The following is an 18,272-nucleotide window of genomic DNA, read 5'->3' as shown; positions in this document are numbered from 1 at the left end:
CCTGGCACGGCACCTCGCTGCGTTGTCGAATCGTCCGAGTAGCCCACTACGAGGACGACTCTCCGCCTTGCGATGCACCGCACCAGACGCCGCTGGGCCCGCCCTTCGGGCGGCCGGCGCTCATTTGACGACACGCCCTAGTCCACCAGGCCGAAGTCCTCGGGGAAGTCCTCCAGGAACGCGCGGCGCCGGGGGTCGGCCTCGGCCGCCGTCATCTCGCCCAGCAGGTCGAGGAACGCGGCCCGCTGGGCCTCCGGCATGCGGTCGAAGACGGCCGCCACGCCCTCCAGGGCCTTCAGGGCGTCGTCCTGGTCCATGATCTCGTCGTCCGCGTCCTCGACGAACCAGGCGAGGTCCACCAAGGCGTCCGCCAGGGCATGGGTGAGCGAAGGGTACGGAGGCATCGGCGTGTTCTCCCCGGGGACGTCTGCGGTGGTGTTCCCCGGCATCCCATCATGCGCCGCCGACAGCGCCGCCCCCAGGTCGCTCCGGAAGGTGTTCGAGCGTGACCTCGGGGAGGGCGTACGGGCCGCCCTGGGGCGCCGCGGGGTCCGGTGCGGCGTCGCCGGGGGCGGTCAGGCGGGAGGCGTGCCGCTCGGCATCGTCGACGGCGGTGTAGGCGAGCACCGAGGGGTCGGGGAGCTCCCAGAAGCGGCGGGTGTTGGCGGAGACGGCGTAGGCCGTGGCGAAGCGGACGCCGGGCGGCGCGAAGAGGGCGGCCCTGATCCAGCCGAGGGCGTCGCGGTGGCTGAGCCAGGTCGCCAGGTGCCGCGGCTCGCCGGGCTCCGCCTCGAAGCTGCCGATGCGCAGACAGACGACGGAGAGCCCGAACTTGTCGGCGTAGAGCCGTCCCAGCGCCTCGACGGCCGCCTTGCTGACCCCGTACAGGCCGTCGGGGCGCACCGGCTCCTCCGGGGCGGTGAGGTGCCCGGCGGGGTAGAAGCCGGTGACGCGGTTGCTGCCGGCCAGCACCACGCGCCGCGCACCGCCCCGGCGGGCGGCCTCCAGCACATGGTGGGTGCCCAGGACGTTGACCTCCAGCAGGTCGGCGAGCGGGGCCTCGTCGGGGATGCCTGCCAGGTGCAGGATCAGGTCGACGCCCTCGAGGGCGGCCCGGACGGCGCCGGCGTCCCGCAGGTCGACCGTGCGGACCTCCTCGCCCGGGGCCTCGACGGCCAACGGCACCCGGTCGAGCAGCACCAGCCGTGCCGTCTCCCCGCGCAGCGCCGCGCGCGCCACGGACCCGATGGCGCCCGCCGCTCCCGTGATCGCCAGCGTCCTCGCCGTCATGCCCAACTCCTCTTGTTCCGTTGGCCGTTCAACGGTTCCGGCATCATTCCCCGGGGCCGACCGGGTTGCTCTGATGACCCGTCATTCATTCCGCGTTGGCCTACCGTTCCCATCGGGTTCCGCAAGGTGGGCGCGTCGGGGGCGGATTGGCGCGGGTACCTGGGTGACCGTTTATGCTCTGCACCGTCATTGGGATAGTTGTGAACTCAACCACGTTTGGCCGTCGAGGGGACAGCGCGCCATGAACCGTCCGGGGATGTCCATCAATCAATTGCGGATAGCGGTGGCACTGCTCAGCCTCGCGCTGTTCGCGCAGACGGCGTCCTGGCTGCTCTACGACATCGTTGTCCGCGGTCTGCCGGGTGCGTGGTCGCTGTGGACCACCGGGTGGGTGCCGGGTCTGTCGGCGACCTCCTCGCTCGACCTCGGCCTCGCCGCGCTGCAGCTCTGCGCCGGCCTTGCCGCCCTGTTCCGCACCCGCGGCGCCGGCGGCCTGCTGATGACCTCCTGCGCCGTGACCCTCGGCTTCCGCCTCCCCGCCGTCTGGTACCTGCTGCTCGACTCGCCCTCCGACCCGTGGTTCGGCACCCTGAAGGGCGCCTCGCTGAACGCGGTCGGCAGCACGGCCGTCCTCGCCGTGGTGCTCGCCCTCGTCCTGGGCGGGCTCCTGCTGCTGGCCCGGCACATGGAGTACGAGGCCGCCGCCTCGGACGCGGTGACGGGCGGCGTCCGCCCGGTGAAGGTGACGGCCACCGCCTCCGGCCTGCTGCTCGCCGTGCTCAACGTCTTCTACATCGGCCGCAACGCCGTGACGGCCGTTCAGGTCGGCCCCGGGGTGCTCACCGACCTGATCGTCGGCAAGGGCAGCGGCCGGGCGATCCTCGCGGTTCCCTCGCCGTACCAGTGGGTGTGCCTGACCGTGCTGTGCGGCGCCGGCATGCTGCTCGCGGCCCGGCGGCGGCCCACCGCCCCGGGCTTCTCGGTGGGCCTGTCGCTCTTCATGATGCCGTCGGCGTTCACGGACCTGTGGGGTTACGCGTTCGGCACGATGCCCGTGACGGCCGTTGACACCTCGCAGAGCCTGCTGGAGTTCGTCGGTTCGGCCGCGGTGGTCGCCCTCATCGTCGGCGACGTCCGCCGCGACCGCCGGCCCGCCCAGCTCGACGTCATGGCGCCCGCCGTGCCCCTGGCGGCCCCCGCCGGGTCGAGCGCCGCGTCGTCCGCCGCTCCGGCGGCAGCGGCGCGTCCGGCGACTGCGGCCGGCGTGGACGACGACGCGGCGGAGGCGGCCGGCGAGGCCGTGGAGGCTCCCGTCCCCGCCCGGCGTGACGCGGAGACCGGCACCGGCACCGGCACCGACGGCGGCACCGGCTCCGCCTCGGACGCCGACGCCGACGCCGACCGACCGGCGAACGAGACCGCCGACGCCTGACACAGGCGCCCGACACGGGCGCCGTCCCCGGCCGGACCGGCCCCGCGCGAAAAGCATTTGCGCGGGGCCGGTGTCCGTACCGAGAGTTGCGGCATGCCCATCACCGTGCGGCGGGCCACCCCCGCGGACGCGACCGTCATCTGCGAGCTGCTCAACGCCGTCGACGTCGCGGAGCTCGGGCGGCCCGAGACCGACCTGGGGACGGTCGAGACGTCCCTGGTCCACCCCGAGGCGGACCTGGAACGCAACTCCTGGCTGGTCCACGAGGACGGCACACCCGTCGCGTTCGGGCTGCTGTGGGACGACTCCGGCGCCGAACGCATCGACGTCGACCACTACGTCCTCCCCGCCCACCAGGAAGCGGGCGAGCGGCTGCTGGACCTCCTCCAGGAGCGGGCGGCCGAACGCGCCGCGGAGAACGGCGTGGAGCGGGCCGTCGTCCACCTCTCCCTCAACACCGAGCCCACGGTGGACACCGCCCTCCTGACGCGGCGCGGCTGGCGGACCGTCCGGCGTTACCACGTGCTGACCCGGCCGCTGTCCGCCGCCGTGGACACCATCCCGGAACTCCCGCCCGGACTGACGCTGCGCGACTGCGTGGACGAGGCGGACCGCCGGCGCGTCCACGCACTCCTGGAGGAGACCTTCGCGGAGCACTTCGACCACCAGCGGCGCACCTACCGGCAGTGGCTCGACGACCTCGGCTCGGGCATGGACTGGTCCCTGGTCTGGATCGCCTCGCTGGAGGGCGCCGGCGACGTCGGCGCGGCCCTGACCCGAGACGACCGGGCGGCCATGGCGTGGATCCGCAACGTGGGAGTGCGCAAGGAGGCGCGGGGCCGGGGCGTCGCCGGCCATCTGCTGCGTCACGCCTTCGGGGTCTACGCCGCCCGCGGCCGCGACACCCTGGGCCTCGGGGTCGACACCGACAACACCACGGGGGCGCCGCGGCTCTACGCCGCACACGGCATGGGCCTCCACTTCGCCGTGGACACCTGGGAAGTGACACTGCCCGCGGCCGCCCCGGCGTGACCGCGGCGGCCGTCGGTCCGGCAACGCCGGCCCGCGAACAGCGAAGGGACCCAATGCCGTGGACCGGAGCACGAGCCCTGACCTGGTGTTCGTCGACGTGCTGACCCACCGCCACGCGGGTGCCCAGAGGCGGGCCCTGACCGGGGAGTCGTTCGCCGTCCATGTGGAGCTGAACCATCTCCTGGGGCGCACCAAGGGGAGGCCGGCGCCGACGGTGTGGGCGGACTGCGCGGCCGAGCTCCAACGGTGCATGCGTCTGAACGCGGGCGCCTGGGCACGGTTCGCCGCTGCCGTGCCGGACGACTTCCCGAACGGTGTGGACGCGGCGCACGATCCGACGCTGGGCCCGGAGACGACGCGGGCGTTCCAGGCGGCCGCCGACGGGCTCCGGGCCACGCTCGACGTCCTCAGACGGGAGTCCCGCCTGCTCGGCTGTGAGAGCTGGGTGCGCCAGCGGTGGAACCTGCGCCAGGTCGACCCTGCTCGGTAGCCCGCATGAGGTGATGTTGAGCGGTCTCGCGTCGGCAGCCGTGACGGCGAGGAAGGGTGACGCGATCACACCCGGGCGAAGTGCCGGCACCGCACGGCCGCTGCCGGACCGGCAATGGTCCCGTCACGTCCGGCTTCGACGCCCGGCACTCGACGCGCCACCTGGCGCCGGACACTCAACGGTCGTAGTGCTCACCGTCGTCGCCCTGCACCGTTGCCCCCAAGTGCCCCGCGAGCACGCACATCTTGGCGATCAGCACGTCGCTCGGGTGCTTGGCGCTGACCAGACCCTCGTCCCAGTGCAGCACCTCGGTCGCGTCCTCCCCTTCCGGTCGCGTCGTCATCGAGGCCGAACTGAAGGCGTCGGCCGGCCAGCCGTCAGGGACGGGCTGCATGACCAGATCGGGATCCGCCGCGACAGCGGCCTCCCACTCCTGCCGACCGATCTCCGGACCCTCGTCGTCCCACCAGTCGTCGCGCCGCGTGATGTGCAGGTCATACCCCATGCACAGCACGGTACGAGCGAGCACCGACAGAGCTGCCGGGTGCGAAGCCGCGCAGAAGTACCGGGCCGGTTGTCGCGGATCAGGCGGCCCGGCGGCGCCGCTCGAGCCTGGTGGTGCCGGAGCGGCCGGCGCCGGGCGGTGAGTGTGCCGGGGTCGTCCGGGGAGGCGGGGCACGCGGGTCGCGTGGGGGGATCGCCCCGTTGTCCGGTTCATTCGTGGTTCATGTTCCGGCCACCCCCACGAGAAGACGCCTCTTTACCGTCCCATGGGATTCCCTATACCGGACCATAGACTTGGAGGCACTGTGCGGCCGCACAGACTTCTTCCGCTGCTCCCCCGCCACGACGGTGGCAGGTCCGCCCTCACCTGCCGTTTCAAGTGCGGTGACGCCTGCGCCCACGAGGCGCCGAACACCAGCGGCAACGCGTACCTCGGCGACGTCGTCGCCGAGGCGCTCTCCCGCCGCACCATGCTGCGCACCGGCGCCGTGGTCACCCTGGCCGCCGCCGCGGGCGGTATAGCCGTCGGGTCCGGCACCGACGTGGCCGCCGCGGCACCCGAGGCGCGGCACGGAGGCCACGGCGGTCACGGCACCGTCGACCCCGACGCCGCCAAGGGCCTGCGCTTCCGGCCCGTGGCGCCGAACACCGTGGACGCCGTCGTCGTCCCCGACGGCTACGCCCAGAGCGTCGTGATCCGCTGGGGCGACCCCATCCTGCGCGGCGCCCCCGCCTTCGACCAGGCGCGGCAGTCCGCCGCGGCGCAGGCCGCCCAGTTCGGCTACAACAACGACTTCCTGCACCTGTTCGACCTGCCCGGTGAGCGCGGCCGTCAGGTACTCGTCGCCAACCACGAGTACACCGACGAGATCCTCATGTTCCCGGGCTACGACGCGGCGAACCCCACCCGCGCGCAGGTCGAGATCGCCTGGGCCGCGCATGGCCTCAGCGTCGTCGTGGTCGAGGAGGACCGGCACTCCGGCCGCCTGTACCCGGTGAACCGGCACGGCCTGAACCGGCGGATCCACACCAGGACCGCCTTCCGGCTGACCGGCCCCGCCGCGGGCAGCCCCCTGCTGCGCACCAAGGCCGACCCCACCGGCACGAAGGTCCTCGGCACCCTCAACAACTGCGCCGGCGGCACCACCCCGTGGGGCACGGTGCTCTCCGGGGAGGAGAACTTCAACCAGTACTTCGGCAACGCGGCCTCGGTGACCGACCCGGTGACCGTGGAGCGGCTGAAGCGCTACGGCATCGCCGGCGCGGCCAGCGAGCGCAAGTGGGAGCGTTTCGACGACCGCTTCGACCTGGCCAAGGAGCCCAACGAGGTCAACCGCTTCGGCTGGATCGTGGAGCTCGACCCCTTCGACCCGGACTCCACGCCGCGCAAGCACACCGCTCTCGGCCGTTTCAAGCACGAGGCCGCGCAGCCCCGCCTCACCGAGGACGGCCGTCCCGTCGTCTACATGGGCGACGACGAGCGCTTCGACTACATGTACAAGTTCGTGGCGAGCAAGGCGATGCGCCACGGCACCGGGCGGGCCGTCCGCGAGCACAACCTGTCGCTGCTGGACGAGGGCACGCTCTACGTCGCCAGGCTCACCGGCGACAGCCCGGCCGGCCAGTTCGACGGCAGCGGGAAGCTGCCCTCGGACGGCGAGTTCGACGGCTCCGGCGAGTGGATCAAGCTCGCCGACGGCACCACGTCGTTCGTGGCGGGCATGACCGCCGAGGAGGTCTACCTCTTCACCCGTATGGCCGCCGACAAGGCCGGCGCCACCAAGATGGACCGGCCCGAGGACGTCGAGCCGAGCCCGCGCACCGGTCGCGTCTACGTGGCGCTGACCAACAACACCAACCGCGGCAAGGCCGGTTCCCCCGGTGCCGACGAGGCCAACCCGCGGAACGAGAACAAGCACGGGCACGTGCTGGAACTGGCGGAGTTCTTCGACGACCCGGCCGCCGACCGCTTCGCGTGGCGGCTGTTCCTGGTGGCCGGCGACCCCTCCGACCCGTCCACCTACTTCGCGGGCTTCCCGAAGGACGACGTCAGCCCGATCTCCTGCCCGGACAACGTGGCCTTCGACCCGCACGGCAACCTGTGGATCTCCACCGACGGCACGCCGGGCACCCTCGGTACCCACGACGCGCTCTTCGGCGTCGCGGTCAAGGGCGAGAAGCGCGGTCAGGTGCGGCAGTTCCTGAGCGTGCCCAAGGGCGCCGAGACCTGCGGCCCGATCGTCCAGGACCAGCGCGTGCTGGTCGCCGTGCAGCACCCCGGTGAGACCGACGGCTCCACGTACGAGAACCCGTCCTCGCGCTGGCCCGACGGCGGCAAGCGGATTCCCCGCCCCTCCGTCGTCGTGGTGTGGCGCAAGGACGGCCGCGACATCGGGGTCTGACGCTACGTCACATCCGCAAGTGCCGGGTGCCGTTGACGTGCCCGGCCCTGCGTGACGCCGGCCTGTGCGCCCCCTACGGGGTGCGCGGGCCGGCGTCGCGTTCCCGGGGCCCGCCGCGGCCGCCGTGGGTCAGTCCTCGGGGGTGTCGTACTCGGCACGGGACCGGCTGATCTCCTCGGCGTGGGCATCGGCCCAGCCGGCCAGGTCACGCACGACGTGGAGGAGCGAGCGGCCGCGCTCGGTGAGCGCGTAGTCGACCTGCGGCGGGACGGTGTGGTGCACGGTACGGGCGACCAGGCCGTCCCGTTCCAAGGCGCGCAGCGTGACGCTCAGCATCCGCTGGGTGATGGGCCGGGTCAGCCGCCGCAGCTCGTTGAACCGGTAGGTCGACTCGCCCAGCTGGCAGACGACGACCACGCTCCACTTGTCGCCGATCCGCTCCAGCACGCTGCGGATCAGCGGACGGGACTCCTCCCGGCATCCGGCGGCCCCGGGGGCCGCTTGGGACCGGAGTTCTCCTGCAGTTGCCGCGGCCACGGTTCCCTCCGGGATACCTGGGCACTTCGAAGTGCTCTCTTGTCGCCGTCCGCCCGCGGCACCACGCTCGACCGTGAGCAGTCGGCGGTGCCCGAGCGCGACGCGCGTGTCCCCCCACTGTAAGAGCCGCGCGGCGGTGACCGCAGATCCGCGGCGGACGGCAGGCCATGCACGAGGAGAACCCCATGAAGACGATCGGCGTAGGCATCATCGGCGGCAGCACCACTGGCTGGGCCTCGATCTCGCACATACCAGCCGTCGCGGCGTCCCCGGCGTTCGAGCTGCGCGCCGTCAGCACCTCCCGGCGCAGCTCGGCGGAGGCCGCGGCGGCGACGTACGGCGTGGCCGCCTACGACGACCACCGCGAGCTCCTGGCCCACCCGGGCATCGACCTGGTCGTGGTGGCGGTCAAGGTCAGCGAGCACCTGGAACTGCTCACGGCCGCCATCGAGGCGGGCAAGGACGTCTACAGCGAGTGGCCGCTGGGCAACGGCCTCGCCGAGGCCCTGCACCTCACGGAGCTCGCGGAGAAGGCCGGGGTGCGCACCGTGATCGGCACCCAGGGCCGCTACGCGCCGCAGGTGCGGTACGCCCACGACCTGATCAAGGACGGGTACGTCGGCCGTGTGATCGGCACCACCATGGTCGGCTCGGGCATGGTCTGGGGTCCGGAAGCCGCCACCCGGCAGGCGGCGTACTTCTACGACAACGCCAACGGCGCGACCCCGCTGACCTCGCCCTTCTCGCACGCCGTCGACCCGCTCAACCACGTTCTCGGTGACTTCACGACACTGAGCGCCAACCTCGTGGTCGGTCGCACGCGAGCGCGGATCACCGAGGACGGAGGCACGGTCCCCGTCACCGCTCCCGACCAGGTGGCCGTGATCGGCACGCTCACCGGCGGCGCGGCCGCCTCGGTGTTCTACCGCGGCGGCACCTCCCGGGGTGACAACTTCCGCTGGGAGATCAACGGGACCGAGGGCGATCTGGTCGTCACCGCGGACTGGGGCAACATGCAGGTCGCCGACCTCTCCCTGGCCGGAGGCCGTGGCGCCGACCCCACCGCCGCGCCCCTGGAGGTCCCCGCACCGTACTTGGGCGACGGTCTGACCGCCGAACTCTCCCGTTCCGCGGCCGGCAATGTCGCCCGTCTGTACGGCCGGCTCGCCCGCGACCTGGCCGAGGGCGTCCGCACCGTCCCCGACTTCCGCCACGCCCTGGACCGGCACCGTCTCATCGACGCCGTCGAGCGGGCCTCCGCCACCGGCACGGCCCAGACCCTCGCGGCCCCGTCCCCCGCCGAACGGTGACCGTTCGCCGCGCACGGCGGCAGGCCCTTCCGTGGGGCGGAACGGGACCGGCACCGCCGCGCGCCGGCTCGAGCGGCGCGGGGCGGTGCCGGACCACCGACGGTAGGTCAGTTCACCGTGACGGGCAGCTCGTAGAGGTCGTTCTGGGTGACGACGGGCTTGTTCCGCAGTTCCGTCGCCGGGACCGCCAGGTCGAGCTCGGGAAATCGCTCGAAGAGGGCGGGCAGCGCGACCGAGGCCTCCAGCCGGGACAGCGCGGCGCCTGGGCACACGTGCGGGCCGTGACCGAAGGCGATGTGCCGGATGGGGTGCTCGCGGGTGATGTCGAAGACGCCGGCGCTGGGGCCGTGCTGCTTCTCGTCGCCGCCGAGCGCCGCGTAGGAGACGATCAGCGCCTCGCCCTTGGCGATGACCGCGTCGCCGACGGGGACGTCCTCGGTGGCGAAGCGGATCAGCACGTGCGAGGTGGGCGTGGAGTGCCGCAGGGTCTCCTCCACCACCGACTCCCAGCTCGCCTTGCCCTCCCGCACCAGCGCGAGCTGGTCGGGGTGGGTGAGCAGGTTCACGACCGCGTTCACGATGAGGGAGATCGTGGTCTCGTGGCCCGCGGCGATCATCAGCTGCAGGGTGCTCTGGATCTCCTCGTCGGTGAGGTGGTCACCGTCCTCGGAGGCCGCGATGAGCGCGCTGGTGAGGTCGTCGCCGGGCTCCGCGCGCCGGTCGGCGACGGTCTTGGCCATCAGGCCCGCGAGCTCGCCGAGGGTGGCGATGACCTCCTCGGGCGGAGTCTGCGTGGAGAAGAACTTCTCGAACAGCACCTTCAGCCGCGGCAGGTGGGCCTCGTCGATGCCCATCAGCTCCTGCACGACGTACATCGGCAGCGGGTAGGCGAAGGTGGCCTTGAGGTCCAGCACCCCGCCCTCGCGCGCGGCCTCCTCGACGCGGTCCAGGAGACCGGCCGTCAGCTCCTCGATCCGGGCGCGCATCTGCTCCACGCGGCGCGGGGTGAGCGCCTGGGCGACCAGGCTGCGCATCCTGCGGTGGTCCGCGCCGTCCACGGTGAGCATGGAGCGGCCGGGGTTGGCCAGGCCGATCAGCGCCCAGTCGGCGGGTATCTCACCGCGGGTGAAGGCGTCCCAGTGGGCGATGTCCTTCACCAGGCGCGGGTCGGTCAGCAGCGCGCGGGCCTCGGCGTGGTGCGTCACCGCCCACACGGGCACCCCGCCGGGGAGTACGACCGCGGCCAGCGGGCCCGCCTCGCGCAGCGCGGTGCTCTCGGCGACCAGGTCGCCCACCAGCGGGTCCAGCACGATCGGGGAGGCCGCGCGGTGGCCGGTGACCGGGCATTCCATCAGAGTTCTCCTAGCACGGGGGTGGGTGTGAAACGCACGGGGAGATTGGTCATGCCCCGCAGCCACGGAGACGGACGGCGCACCAGACCGGCGGGGTCGACCGCCAGTTCGAGGTCGGGCAGCCGGTCCAGCAGCACCTCGATGCCGGTGCGGGCGATGGCCTCGGCGATCTCCTGCGCCGGGAACGGGCAGCGGTGCTCGCCGTGGCCGAAGGAGAACCAGGCGTTGTTGCCGTTGGTGGAGGCCCCTGCCTCCAGGTGCACCTGGGGGTCGGCGTTGGCCGCGGCGAAGCCGAGGATGAGCAGGTCCCCGGAGGCGATCTGGCGCCCGCCGAGCCGGGTGTCGCGGCTGGCCCACCTGCCGGCGATGTTCTGGGTGGGGGTGTCCTCCCACAGGACCTCGTTCATGGCTTGGCCGACGCTGTGCCGGCCGCCGGTGAACGAGGCCGCGAAGCGGTCGTCGGTGAGCATCAGCCGCAGCGAGTTGCCGATCCAGTCCGCGGTGGGCTGGTGCCCCGCCACGGTCATCACCATCATGTCCTGCACGATCTCCTCGTCGGAGAAGTCGTACCGGTCGGCGAGCATCCGCGAGACCACGTCCGCCCCCGGCTGCTCCTTCTTCGCCTCGAGCAGTTCGGTCATCGCGGTGTAGACGTAGCCCTGGCCGGCGATGGCGTCGGGACCGCCGTCGACCAGGTCCTTGACCGCCTTCACCAGGAGCGGGCCCTGCTCCTCGGGGAAGCCGTACAGCCGCGCGAGCACGCGGACCGGGAGCAGCATCGCGAACTCCTCGAGGAGATCCGCCTTGCCGACCGCGCAGAAGGCGTCGACGAGCCCGTCGGCGTACCCCTCGGCGTGACGGCGCAGTTCGACCGCGTCGATGGCCTCCATGGCGTGGCCCATCATGGCGGCGCGCTGCCGGTGGCGCTCGCCCACGGTGTAGAGGATCGACGGCTGCTTGCGGCCGATCATGGGCAGCAGCGGCCAGTCGTCGGGGATGCGGTCCCACTGGTTCCACAGGTCGGAGTCGCGGCTGAAGAGCACCGGGTCGCCGGTGACGTGCAGCAGCTCCCGGTAGCCCAGCACGAGCCAGGCCGGTATGCCGCCGTCGAGCTCCACGGGCGCCAGGGCACCGTGGTCGCGGCGCAACTCGCGGTAGAGGGCGGCGGGTTCGACGTGGAAGCGCGGACCGCTGAACGGCACCGCCCCGGCGAAGGGGTCGGTGCCGGCGGCCGCGGAGGGCTGACTGGTCACTGGCTGGTCGTCTCCCGGGCGCGCGGGTGGGCGGCGGACAGGGTCTGCAGGTGCTGGACGAGGGTGATGAGGACGTCCTTGGAGGACTGCCGGGACCGCGCGTCGCAGTCCACCAGCGGCACCCCGTCCGCCAGCGACAGGGCGTCGCGGACCTGTTCCTCGGAGTGCTTGGGACCGCCGAAGTCGTTGCGGGCCACCACGAACGGGGTGCCGTGGTGCTCCAGGCGGTCGATGGCGTACCAGGAGTCGTCAAGGCGCCGGGTGTCGACCAGCACCACCGCGCCCAACGTGCCGGAGAACAGCCGGTCCCACAGGAACCAGAACCGCTCCTGACCGGGCGCGCCGAACAGGTAGAGCACGGTGCGCGCGTTGACGCTGATCCGGCCGAAGTCGAAGGCCACGGTGGTGGAGGTCTTGGTCCGCACACCGGCGAGGTCGTCGACGCCGGCGCCGGCCTGCGTCATCGTCTCCTCGGTGTTCAGCGGACGGATCTCGCTGACCGAGCGGACCATGGTCGTCTTCCCGACGCCGAACCCGCCGGTGATGACGATCTTCAGCCCGTTGTCGGCGCGGGGGTCGAGCGGCGCCCGCGGCCCCGGAGGGCCGGGGACCAGGCCGGGGTCAGAGGTTGCGTAGTCCAACGAGCACCTGCTCCAGGATCTCGGGGTCCGGCAGTCGAGCCGCCGTCCGGGCGGTACGGGGGTGCCGGGCGCTGATCCGGCCGGTGTCCAGCAGGTCGCACAGGAGCACCTGCGTGATGCCGACCGGCAGCCCCAGGTCGGCGGCGAGCTCCACGACCGCGGTGGGCCGGCGGCAGATCCGCAGGATCGCCGCGTGCTCGGACTGCATCCCCGGGACCGGGTCGCACTCGGCGACCACCAGGGTCACCAGGTCGAACGCATCGGACGCGGGCCGGCTGCGACCCGACGTGAGGGTGTACAGCCGGTCCGGATCCTCGTCCCGGCCCGGACGGGGTGTCATGCGCCGTCGCCGTCCTCAGCGGGCACCTCGCGCGGGGGCGCGCTCAGGTGCTCGCCGAGCTGCTCGACCAGCTCGTGCATGTTGTGGCCGATCAGGCCGACCTCGGCGTCGTCGGAAGCGACGACCGCGAGGTGGGCGCCGTCGCCGGCCTCGACGATGAACAGGATGCCGCCGTAGAACTCGGCCATGGCCTGCCGCACGCCGCCGCTGCCGTCGCCGAACTCGATGGACGCGCCCTGCGACAGGCTCTGGATGCCGGCGGAGATCGCCGCGAGCTGGTCGGCCTGGTCCACCGAGAGCTCGGGGGTGCGGCACAGCTTGAGCCCGTCCCGGGACAGGACCAGGGCGTGGCGGGCGCCGGGGGTGCGCTCCAGCAGGTTCTCCAGCAGCCAGTTGAGCCGCTCGTCCGTACTGGTGTGGCCGGTGGCCGGTGCGGTCATCGCGCGTCGCTTTCTGGGGATGGGGCCGTCGCGTTGTGCTCGTCGCGGTCCGCGCCGGGCGCTGACGCGGGGGGCTCGTGGTCGGGGGCGGATGCGGCCGCGGCAGGGGGGTTGCCGTGCACCGCGCTGCGGAAGGTGCTGAGGCGCGCGGCCCGTTCGGCCGCCGTCCCGTGGCCGGCGGAGCCGGAACCCGGGCGGTCGGCGGGCCGCTCGTGGCCGGGCCGGTCGTGGCCGGCGGCGGACAGCGTCTGACCGCGGCGGCGCTTGGGCAGGCCGCCCTCGCCCAGCTCCGCTGCCGTACGCCGGACCTCCTCGTCCCGCTGCGGCGTCCCGGCGGGCGCCGGGGCGGGCGGGGCCGGGACGGGGGCGGGAGCCTCCGGGGGCAGGAGGGGCTCGGCGTCGGGGCCGGCCTCCGTGCCGGGGCGCGGGACGGTCAGCAGTTCCTGCGGGATCATCATGACCGCGCCGGTGCCGCCGCGGGCCGAGGGCCGGAAGGAGACCGTCAGGCCGTGCTTGCGGGCCAGCCGGCCGACGACGGTGAGGCCGAGCCGGGTCCCGGACAGACCGGTGAGGTCCCCCGAGCCGGCGGCGACGGCGCTCTGCGCGCGGCGCAGCGCGACCTCGCCCATCACCAGGCCGCTGTCCTCGACGGTGACGACCGTGCCCGCGGGCACCTCCTCCACGTACACGTGGACCTCGGCGGTGGGCGGGGAGAAGTTGGCGGCGTTGTCCATGAGTTCGGCCAGCGCGTGCATGACACCCTCGGCGGCGTGGCCGACGACGGCGACCTCGCTGGTGGAGTGGAGCCGCACCCGCTGGTAGCCGGCGATGCGGCCCATCGCGCCGCGCAGGATCGACTCCATACGGATCGGCTTGGCCCACCGACGTCCGGAACGGGCCCCGGTCAGCACGGCGATGCTGTCGGCGAGGCGGCCGGCCTGGGCGGTGCGGTGGTCCAGGTGCAGCAGGTCGTGCAGCACGGCCGGGTCGGTGTGCCGGTGCTCCATCTGCCGCAGGTCGGCCAGCATGCCGGTGGCCAGCGCCTGCATGCGTCCGGCGGCGTTGGCGCCGACGGCCATCGCCGCGGCACGCCGGGACTCGCTCGTGCCCACCCGGTCGGCGATCAGGGCGAGCATGCGGCGCTGCGGGCCGGTCAGCGGCTCCCGTACGCCGGTGAGGACGCGGTCCACCGTCTCACCGCTGGTGATCCGGCCGACGGCGGCGGGCAGCAGTTCGTCGGCGAAACGTTCCGCCTCGGCCCGCAGGGCGTCGAGCTGCCCGGCCAGCCGCTTCGCGCGCCAGCGCTCCTGCGCCGCCACGCACACGGCGCACGTGAGCGCCACGATTCCGGCGCCCGCGCCCACCACGGCGGGCGTGCGCACCGACTCGGGCGCCGCGCCCGTCAGCCACACGGCCACCGGCACGGTGACCACCAGGGGCGCCGCAAGGGCCCGCGCCAGGTACGCGAACGGAGCACGTTGCTCACGCGGCCGTGCCGGGATGCGCAGGCGCCCGGTCCGCGGGCGCGGGAGCGCGGTCTGCGTCGTCATCGTTTCGGACCTCGGGACCGTCTGGACGGATGGGATGAGAAAGCGGAATCCAACAAAAACGGGCACCACCACGGGAACGAATCCCGGGCGGGCTCCGTGTTCGCGGGGAACTCGCGGCCACTATATGCGAGTTGCCGAGGGGTGTTGATCAACGAGTAGATGACATGTGTTGGCTGGTGAGGATATGTGGGGTTGCCACAACGTGCAGCGCTCACCGGGCCGCTGAACCACCGGCTCCGCCCGGTCGGTGGCGCCACCGGAGCCGTACGTTCCGAAGCCGCTTCCCGGCAGCGCCACTGACCACGTCTTTTGCCGCGCCGTCAGGACCCGGCGGGTTCCCGGGAGGACGGCGCCGGGCGCCCCGCCGGCCGGCGGCCCGCACGGCGGTCCGGCGGCGTGGCCACTCTGCGACATGTCGCAACCCCGCCACGCCGCGGGCGCCTCACCCCTGCGCGGACACCCCGCGGGCGCCGGGCTCCCGGCGCGCGGCCCGCCCGGCCGCCTCCCCACGGCCCCGGACGAACCTCGCGGTCGCGTCGACGGCCAGGGCCAGCGCGAGCGCGGCGGCGCCGACGGCGAACAGCACGCGGTGGTCCTGCCCGGTGCGGGCGAAGACGTAGGAGTAGAGGTACGCGGAGAGGGCCAGCGAGGCCGCCCCGGCGACGGTCGCCCCGCCCCACGCCCCCGCCTGCGCTTCGGGGCTCCGCGGTACGAGTTCGTGGACGCGGCCCAGGACGAGGGGCACGACGCCGGGCGGGAAGGAGCCGATGACGACGCTCAGCACCGCGACCTCGGCCAGACCGTGCGCCACGGCGAGCGCGGCGAGCGCCCCCGTCTGCACCACGGTGATCAGCGGCAGGGCCCGGGAGAAGCCGAGCCGGTCGCCGAGGAAGCCGTAGAGGGTGGGGCCGGCCAGCGCGCCGAGTCCGTACAGGATCCAGACCATCGAGCCGCTCCCCGACCCGCGGCCCAGGCCCCGGCTGACGAAGTCGGCGAGGAACGCCATGGCCGGGGTGAGCCCCGTCGAGATCAGGGCGTACTCCACGAACAGCAGCCGCAGCCGCGGGCGGGGGGACCGCGCGGCGTCCGGTACCCCGGGGGCCGGTGCCGCGGGGGCCGGTGCCGCGGGGGCGGCGGGCGCCGGCCAGCCGTTCCAGCTCAGCGCGGTCAGCAGGGCGCACAGGACGGCGAGCCCCACCCAGGTCAGGCTCAGGCCGAGGTGCAGCAGGAGCGGCACCAGGGTGCCCGAGGCCGCGATGCCGACGCCGAGCCCCGCGAAGATCGCCCCGCCGGCCAGCCCCCGCCGCTCCCCCTTCAGGTACGGGAGCACCGCACCGGCCACCCGCACCATGATCACACCGCCGGCGAGCCCCGAGGCGAGCCGCCAGAGGAAGAACCAGGGCACCGACACGGGGACGCTGCACGCCAGCAGGGCGACGGCGGCGAGCACCATCGTCCAGCGCAGGGCCCGCCGGTCGCCCAGCCACCGCCCCACCCGGCGGGCGCCCAGCGCCCCGGCCAGGTAGCCGGCGAGGTTGGCCGCGCCGAGGTAGGCCACGGCCGAGGGCGAGAACCAGTGGGCGTCGATCAGCTCGGGGACCAGAGGTGTGTAGGCGAACCGGGCGATGCCGATGCCGACGAAGCTCGCGCTCGCGCCCGCTGCGACGGCCCGCCACGCGGCCGGTCCCGGTGGTGTGGTGCTCATGTGCTCGTTTCCGCTCTCCGCCCGGTGACGACGGGTCCGGGCGCCGCCCGGTCCGTCCGCCGTCCGGGCCATCTTTGACAACCCCGTCATGTTTGACACCCTTGCAAACTTTGACGGAGCCGTCAAAGATGAATTAGGCTCCGGGGCATGGCTGGACGGCGTCAGTTCGATGAGCAGCACACCCTGGGCCGGGTCCTGGACGTCTTCTGGAACCAGGGCTACGGAGCGACCTCCATGCAGGACCTGGCCACCGCGACGGGCGTGCAGCGCGGCTCGCTCTACAACGCGTACCGCGACAAGGAGACGCTCTTCCTGCGGGTGTTCCAGGACTACGCGGATGCCTTCGTCGCCGAGGCCGCCGCCACGCTGGACCAGCCGGACGTCCGGCGGGCTCTGGAGGAGTTCTTCGACTTCACCATCGCCTCCATGACCCTCGGCACCCCCGCCCGCGGCTGCCTGTCGACCAAGACCGCCACCGACACCCAGGCCGACGCCGAACCCATCCGCGCCGCGATCCGCGGCCTGCTGGACCGGCTCGAGGCCGTCATGACCGAACGGCTCGCCCGCGAGGACGCCGCCGGACTGCTGGCCGTCCCGCCCGCCGAGGCCGCGCGGGTCCTGGTCACCATGACCCGCGGCACCGTCGTCATCGAGCGCGTCTACCAGGACGCGGACCGGCTCCGGGCCACGGCGAGGTCGCTGATCGCGATGGTGCTCGGCGCCCGGCGGCAGGCCACCGCCTGATCAACCGGCCCGGTAGGGTGCCCCGATGACCACGGCGGAGGGGAACGGGCCCGGCTGGACGGCCACGCGCGCCTGGGTGGACCGGCACCTGGCAGAGGGGGAACGGGTCGCGTCGGCGGAGCGGCTGCGCGGCGGCTGGACCTCGCGGATGCGCAGGCTGCACGTCACCGGCCCGGGAGACGGACGCCAGTTGGTGCTGCGCTCCTTCGTCGAACCCTTCTACCGGCGGCACGCCGAGGGCCTGCTCACCCGTGAGGCGCGGATCCTGACGCTGCTAGGCCCGACCGCCGTACCCGCCGCGGAACTCCACGCCCTCGACGCGACGGCGGAGCACTGCGACCACCCCTCGCTGCTCATGTCCCTCCTCCCGGGCGAGGTACGGCTGGAGGACGCCGAGGCCGGGGCGCGGGCCTGGCTGATGGCCCGCCAACTCGTGCGCGTCCACGGGCTGGACGTCGGCGAGGGGGACCGGCCCCGCGCGTACCAGGCCTGGACGGCGCCGGAGCGCGTCCGCCCGCCCGCCGCCACGGGCCGTCCGGACCTGTGGGCCCGCGCGGTGGACGTCATACGCCGTGACCCGCCGGCCCACGAAGGCTGCTTCCTGCACCGCGACTTCCACCCCGGCAACGTCCTGTTCACCGGGCACGGCACCCATCTGCGCGTCTCCGGCGTCGTGGACTGGGTGGAGACGTCCTGGGGCCCGGCCGACCTGGACGTGGCCCACTGCGCCACGGCCCTCGCGCTGCTGCACGGACCCGGGGCCGGGATGCGCTTCGCCGACCTCTACACCGCCGCGGGCGGCCACCTGGCCGCCTCCCCCGGCGCCCACCCTACTGGCGGCTCCTGGACGCCCTCGCCTTCGCGCCGTATGCCGAGAAGGTCGCCGTCCCCTGGCGCGAACTCGGCCGCACCGACCTCACTCCGGCGACGCTCGCGACCCGCCTGGAGACCTACGTCGGGGCGCTGCTCGCCCGCTACGCGGGGCCGCGCGGCTGACGTCCGGGGGACGCCGCGCTCGCCCACCGGCCGCGGACCCGCCCACGGCACGGAGCAGACCGGTCCCGCCCCGGTGTGAGGCACCGCGGCGTCACGCCGAACGGCACGTCGCGGCGGAGCGCAACGGCCTGGCCGGCCCGGCCACCGCCCTCCGCACGTGCTTCGGCTTCCCATCTGTGCAACTGCGCGTACTCCCCCCGGCTTTCGTCTTGTCACCCGGGTGTGATCGCCAGCAGGGTGCAGGGCGAGCCGCG

Annotated in this window: 17 protein-coding genes and 1 pseudogene; 7 read left to right on the top strand and 11 right to left on the bottom strand. The window is 73.5% G+C overall.

Translation table 11 applies throughout. The annotated features are described in order from the left end of the window. Nucleotides 1-137 precede the first annotated feature (137 nt). Entirely contained in the window at nt 138-404 is a 267-nt protein-coding gene (locus tag ACZ7MY_RS42785) for a hypothetical protein (RefSeq protein ID WP_499611740.1), read from the bottom strand. Between the two features lie 49 nt (nt 405-453). Then, complete coding sequence (locus ACZ7MY_RS42780; protein ID WP_499611737.1) at nt 454-1,290, bottom strand: NAD-dependent epimerase/dehydratase family protein; 837 nt, start codon at nt 1,288-1,290, stop codon at nt 454-456. A 256-nt stretch (nt 1,291-1,546) separates the two neighbouring features. Here ACZ7MY_RS42780 and ACZ7MY_RS42775 point away from each other — a divergent pair, with 256 nt between their 5' ends. The 3 genes from ACZ7MY_RS42775 to ACZ7MY_RS42765 all read left to right on the top strand — a co-directional run bounded on the left by ACZ7MY_RS42775 (nt 1,547) and on the right by ACZ7MY_RS42765 (nt 4,244). Continuing rightward, the gene (locus ACZ7MY_RS42775) at nt 1,547-2,722 is read left to right on the top strand and encodes a hypothetical protein (RefSeq protein WP_499611735.1); all 1,176 of its coding nucleotides are present in this window, start codon (nt 1,547-1,549) and stop codon (nt 2,720-2,722) included. Nucleotides 2,723-2,815: 93 nt separating this feature from the next. Next, nucleotides 2,816-3,754: a GNAT family N-acetyltransferase gene (locus ACZ7MY_RS42770; protein ID WP_499611732.1), complete on the top strand. Its 939-nt coding sequence runs from the start codon at nt 2,816-2,818 to the stop codon at nt 3,752-3,754. 58 nt (nt 3,755-3,812) lie between these two features. Continuing rightward, the gene (locus tag ACZ7MY_RS42765; protein WP_499611729.1) at nt 3,813-4,244 is read left to right on the top strand and encodes a hypothetical protein; all 432 of its coding nucleotides are present in this window, start codon (nt 3,813-3,815) and stop codon (nt 4,242-4,244) included. 175 nt (nt 4,245-4,419) lie between these two features. Here ACZ7MY_RS42765 and ACZ7MY_RS42760 read toward each other — a convergent pair whose 3' ends face one another. Further along, a complete protein-coding gene (locus ACZ7MY_RS42760) occupies nt 4,420-4,749 on the bottom strand; it encodes a hypothetical protein (protein ID WP_499611726.1) in 330 nt (109 codons plus the stop codon). Nucleotides 4,750-5,053: 304 nt separating this feature from the next. On the opposite strand from ACZ7MY_RS42760, the gene ACZ7MY_RS42755 reads away from it, so the two are divergent. Next, entirely contained in the window at nt 5,054-7,150 is a 2,097-nt protein-coding gene (locus ACZ7MY_RS42755; RefSeq protein WP_499611724.1) for a PhoX family protein, read from the top strand. Between the two features lie 129 nt (nt 7,151-7,279). Here the strand turns inward: ACZ7MY_RS42755 and ACZ7MY_RS42750 are convergent, their stop codons facing one another. Beyond that, entirely contained in the window at nt 7,280-7,687 is a 408-nt protein-coding gene (locus tag ACZ7MY_RS42750) for a winged helix-turn-helix transcriptional regulator (protein ID WP_499611721.1), read from the bottom strand. A 185-nt stretch (nt 7,688-7,872) separates the two neighbouring features. Here ACZ7MY_RS42750 and ACZ7MY_RS42745 point away from each other — a divergent pair, with 185 nt between their 5' ends. Continuing rightward, nucleotides 7,873-8,997, top strand: coding sequence for a Gfo/Idh/MocA family protein (locus ACZ7MY_RS42745; RefSeq protein ID WP_499611719.1), 1,125 nt, complete (start codon nt 7,873-7,875; stop codon nt 8,995-8,997). A 107-nt stretch (nt 8,998-9,104) separates the two neighbouring features. Here ACZ7MY_RS42745 and ACZ7MY_RS42740 read toward each other — a convergent pair whose 3' ends face one another. The 7 genes from ACZ7MY_RS42740 to ACZ7MY_RS42710 form a co-directional block, all read right to left on the bottom strand. Next, complete coding sequence (locus ACZ7MY_RS42740; protein ID WP_499611718.1) at nt 9,105-10,349, bottom strand: cytochrome P450 family protein; 1,245 nt, start codon at nt 10,347-10,349, stop codon at nt 9,105-9,107. Beyond that, the gene (locus ACZ7MY_RS42735) at nt 10,349-11,602 is read right to left on the bottom strand and encodes a cytochrome P450 (RefSeq protein WP_499611715.1); all 1,254 of its coding nucleotides are present in this window, start codon (nt 11,600-11,602) and stop codon (nt 10,349-10,351) included. The genes ACZ7MY_RS42740 and ACZ7MY_RS42735 overlap by 1 nt, the downstream gene beginning before the upstream one ends. Then, a complete protein-coding gene (locus ACZ7MY_RS42730) occupies nt 11,599-12,243 on the bottom strand; it encodes a GTP-binding protein (protein ID WP_499611713.1) in 645 nt (214 codons plus the stop codon). Before ACZ7MY_RS42730 ends, ACZ7MY_RS42735 begins: the two co-directional genes overlap by 4 nt. Continuing rightward, the gene (locus tag ACZ7MY_RS42725; RefSeq protein ID WP_499611712.1) at nt 12,224-12,583 is read right to left on the bottom strand and encodes a DUF742 domain-containing protein; all 360 of its coding nucleotides are present in this window, start codon (nt 12,581-12,583) and stop codon (nt 12,224-12,226) included. Before ACZ7MY_RS42725 ends, ACZ7MY_RS42730 begins: the two co-directional genes overlap by 20 nt. Beyond that, nucleotides 12,580-13,023, bottom strand: a complete 444-nt coding sequence (locus ACZ7MY_RS42720) for a roadblock/LC7 domain-containing protein (RefSeq protein ID WP_499611710.1) — start codon at nt 13,021-13,023, stop codon at nt 12,580-12,582. The genes ACZ7MY_RS42725 and ACZ7MY_RS42720 overlap by 4 nt, the downstream gene beginning before the upstream one ends. Continuing rightward, nucleotides 13,020-14,573 (bottom strand): sensor histidine kinase, encoded by a 1,554-nt coding sequence (locus tag ACZ7MY_RS42715; protein WP_499611707.1) that lies wholly within the window; start codon nt 14,571-14,573, stop codon nt 13,020-13,022. The genes ACZ7MY_RS42720 and ACZ7MY_RS42715 overlap by 4 nt, the downstream gene beginning before the upstream one ends. Nucleotides 14,574-15,015: 442 nt before the next feature. Beyond that, the gene (locus tag ACZ7MY_RS42710) at nt 15,016-16,278 is read right to left on the bottom strand and encodes a YbfB/YjiJ family MFS transporter (RefSeq protein ID WP_499611705.1); all 1,263 of its coding nucleotides are present in this window, start codon (nt 16,276-16,278) and stop codon (nt 15,016-15,018) included. A gap of 147 nt (nt 16,279-16,425) precedes the next feature. On the opposite strand from ACZ7MY_RS42710, the gene ACZ7MY_RS42705 reads away from it, so the two are divergent. Beyond that, on the top strand, nt 16,426-17,022 hold the full coding sequence (locus ACZ7MY_RS42705; protein ID WP_499611702.1) for a TetR/AcrR family transcriptional regulator: 597 nt from the start codon (nt 16,426-16,428) through the stop codon (nt 17,020-17,022). Between the two features lie 25 nt (nt 17,023-17,047). Beyond that, nucleotides 17,048-18,018, top strand: a pseudogene (locus ACZ7MY_RS42700) (phosphotransferase family protein). Nucleotides 18,019-18,272 lie beyond the last annotated feature (254 nt).

The organism is Streptomyces sp. NPDC111520 (assembly GCF_055635295.1).
This window is presented reverse-complemented; position numbering and strand designations above follow the sequence as displayed.

Bases quoted from the DNA above. Each gene is read 5' to 3' on its own strand.
- ACZ7MY_RS42705 (WP_499611702.1), top strand. From the start codon at position 16,426: ATGGCTGGACGGCGTCAGTTCGATGAGCAGCACACCCTGGGCCGGGTC.
- ACZ7MY_RS42710 (WP_499611705.1), bottom strand. From the start codon at position 16,278: ATGAGCACCACACCACCGGGACCGGCCGCGTGGCGGGCCGTCGCAGCG.
- ACZ7MY_RS42725 (WP_499611712.1), bottom strand. From the start codon at position 12,583: ATGACACCCCGTCCGGGCCGGGACGAGGATCCGGACCGGCTGTACACC.
- ACZ7MY_RS42745 (WP_499611719.1), top strand. From the start codon at position 7,873: ATGAAGACGATCGGCGTAGGCATCATCGGCGGCAGCACCACTGGCTGG.
- ACZ7MY_RS42785 (WP_499611740.1), bottom strand. From the start codon at position 404: ATGCCTCCGTACCCTTCGCTCACCCATGCCCTGGCGGACGCCTTGGTG.
- ACZ7MY_RS42715 (WP_499611707.1), bottom strand. From the start codon at position 14,573: ATGACGACGCAGACCGCGCTCCCGCGCCCGCGGACCGGGCGCCTGCGC.
- ACZ7MY_RS42775 (WP_499611735.1), top strand. From the start codon at position 1,547: ATGTCCATCAATCAATTGCGGATAGCGGTGGCACTGCTCAGCCTCGCG.
- ACZ7MY_RS42760 (WP_499611726.1), bottom strand. From the start codon at position 4,749: ATGGGGTATGACCTGCACATCACGCGGCGCGACGACTGGTGGGACGAC.
- ACZ7MY_RS42740 (WP_499611718.1), bottom strand. From the start codon at position 10,349: ATGGAATGCCCGGTCACCGGCCACCGCGCGGCCTCCCCGATCGTGCTG.
- ACZ7MY_RS42720 (WP_499611710.1), bottom strand. From the start codon at position 13,023: ATGACCGCACCGGCCACCGGCCACACCAGTACGGACGAGCGGCTCAAC.
- ACZ7MY_RS42770 (WP_499611732.1), top strand. From the start codon at position 2,816: ATGCCCATCACCGTGCGGCGGGCCACCCCCGCGGACGCGACCGTCATC.
- ACZ7MY_RS42780 (WP_499611737.1), bottom strand. From the start codon at position 1,290: ATGACGGCGAGGACGCTGGCGATCACGGGAGCGGCGGGCGCCATCGGG.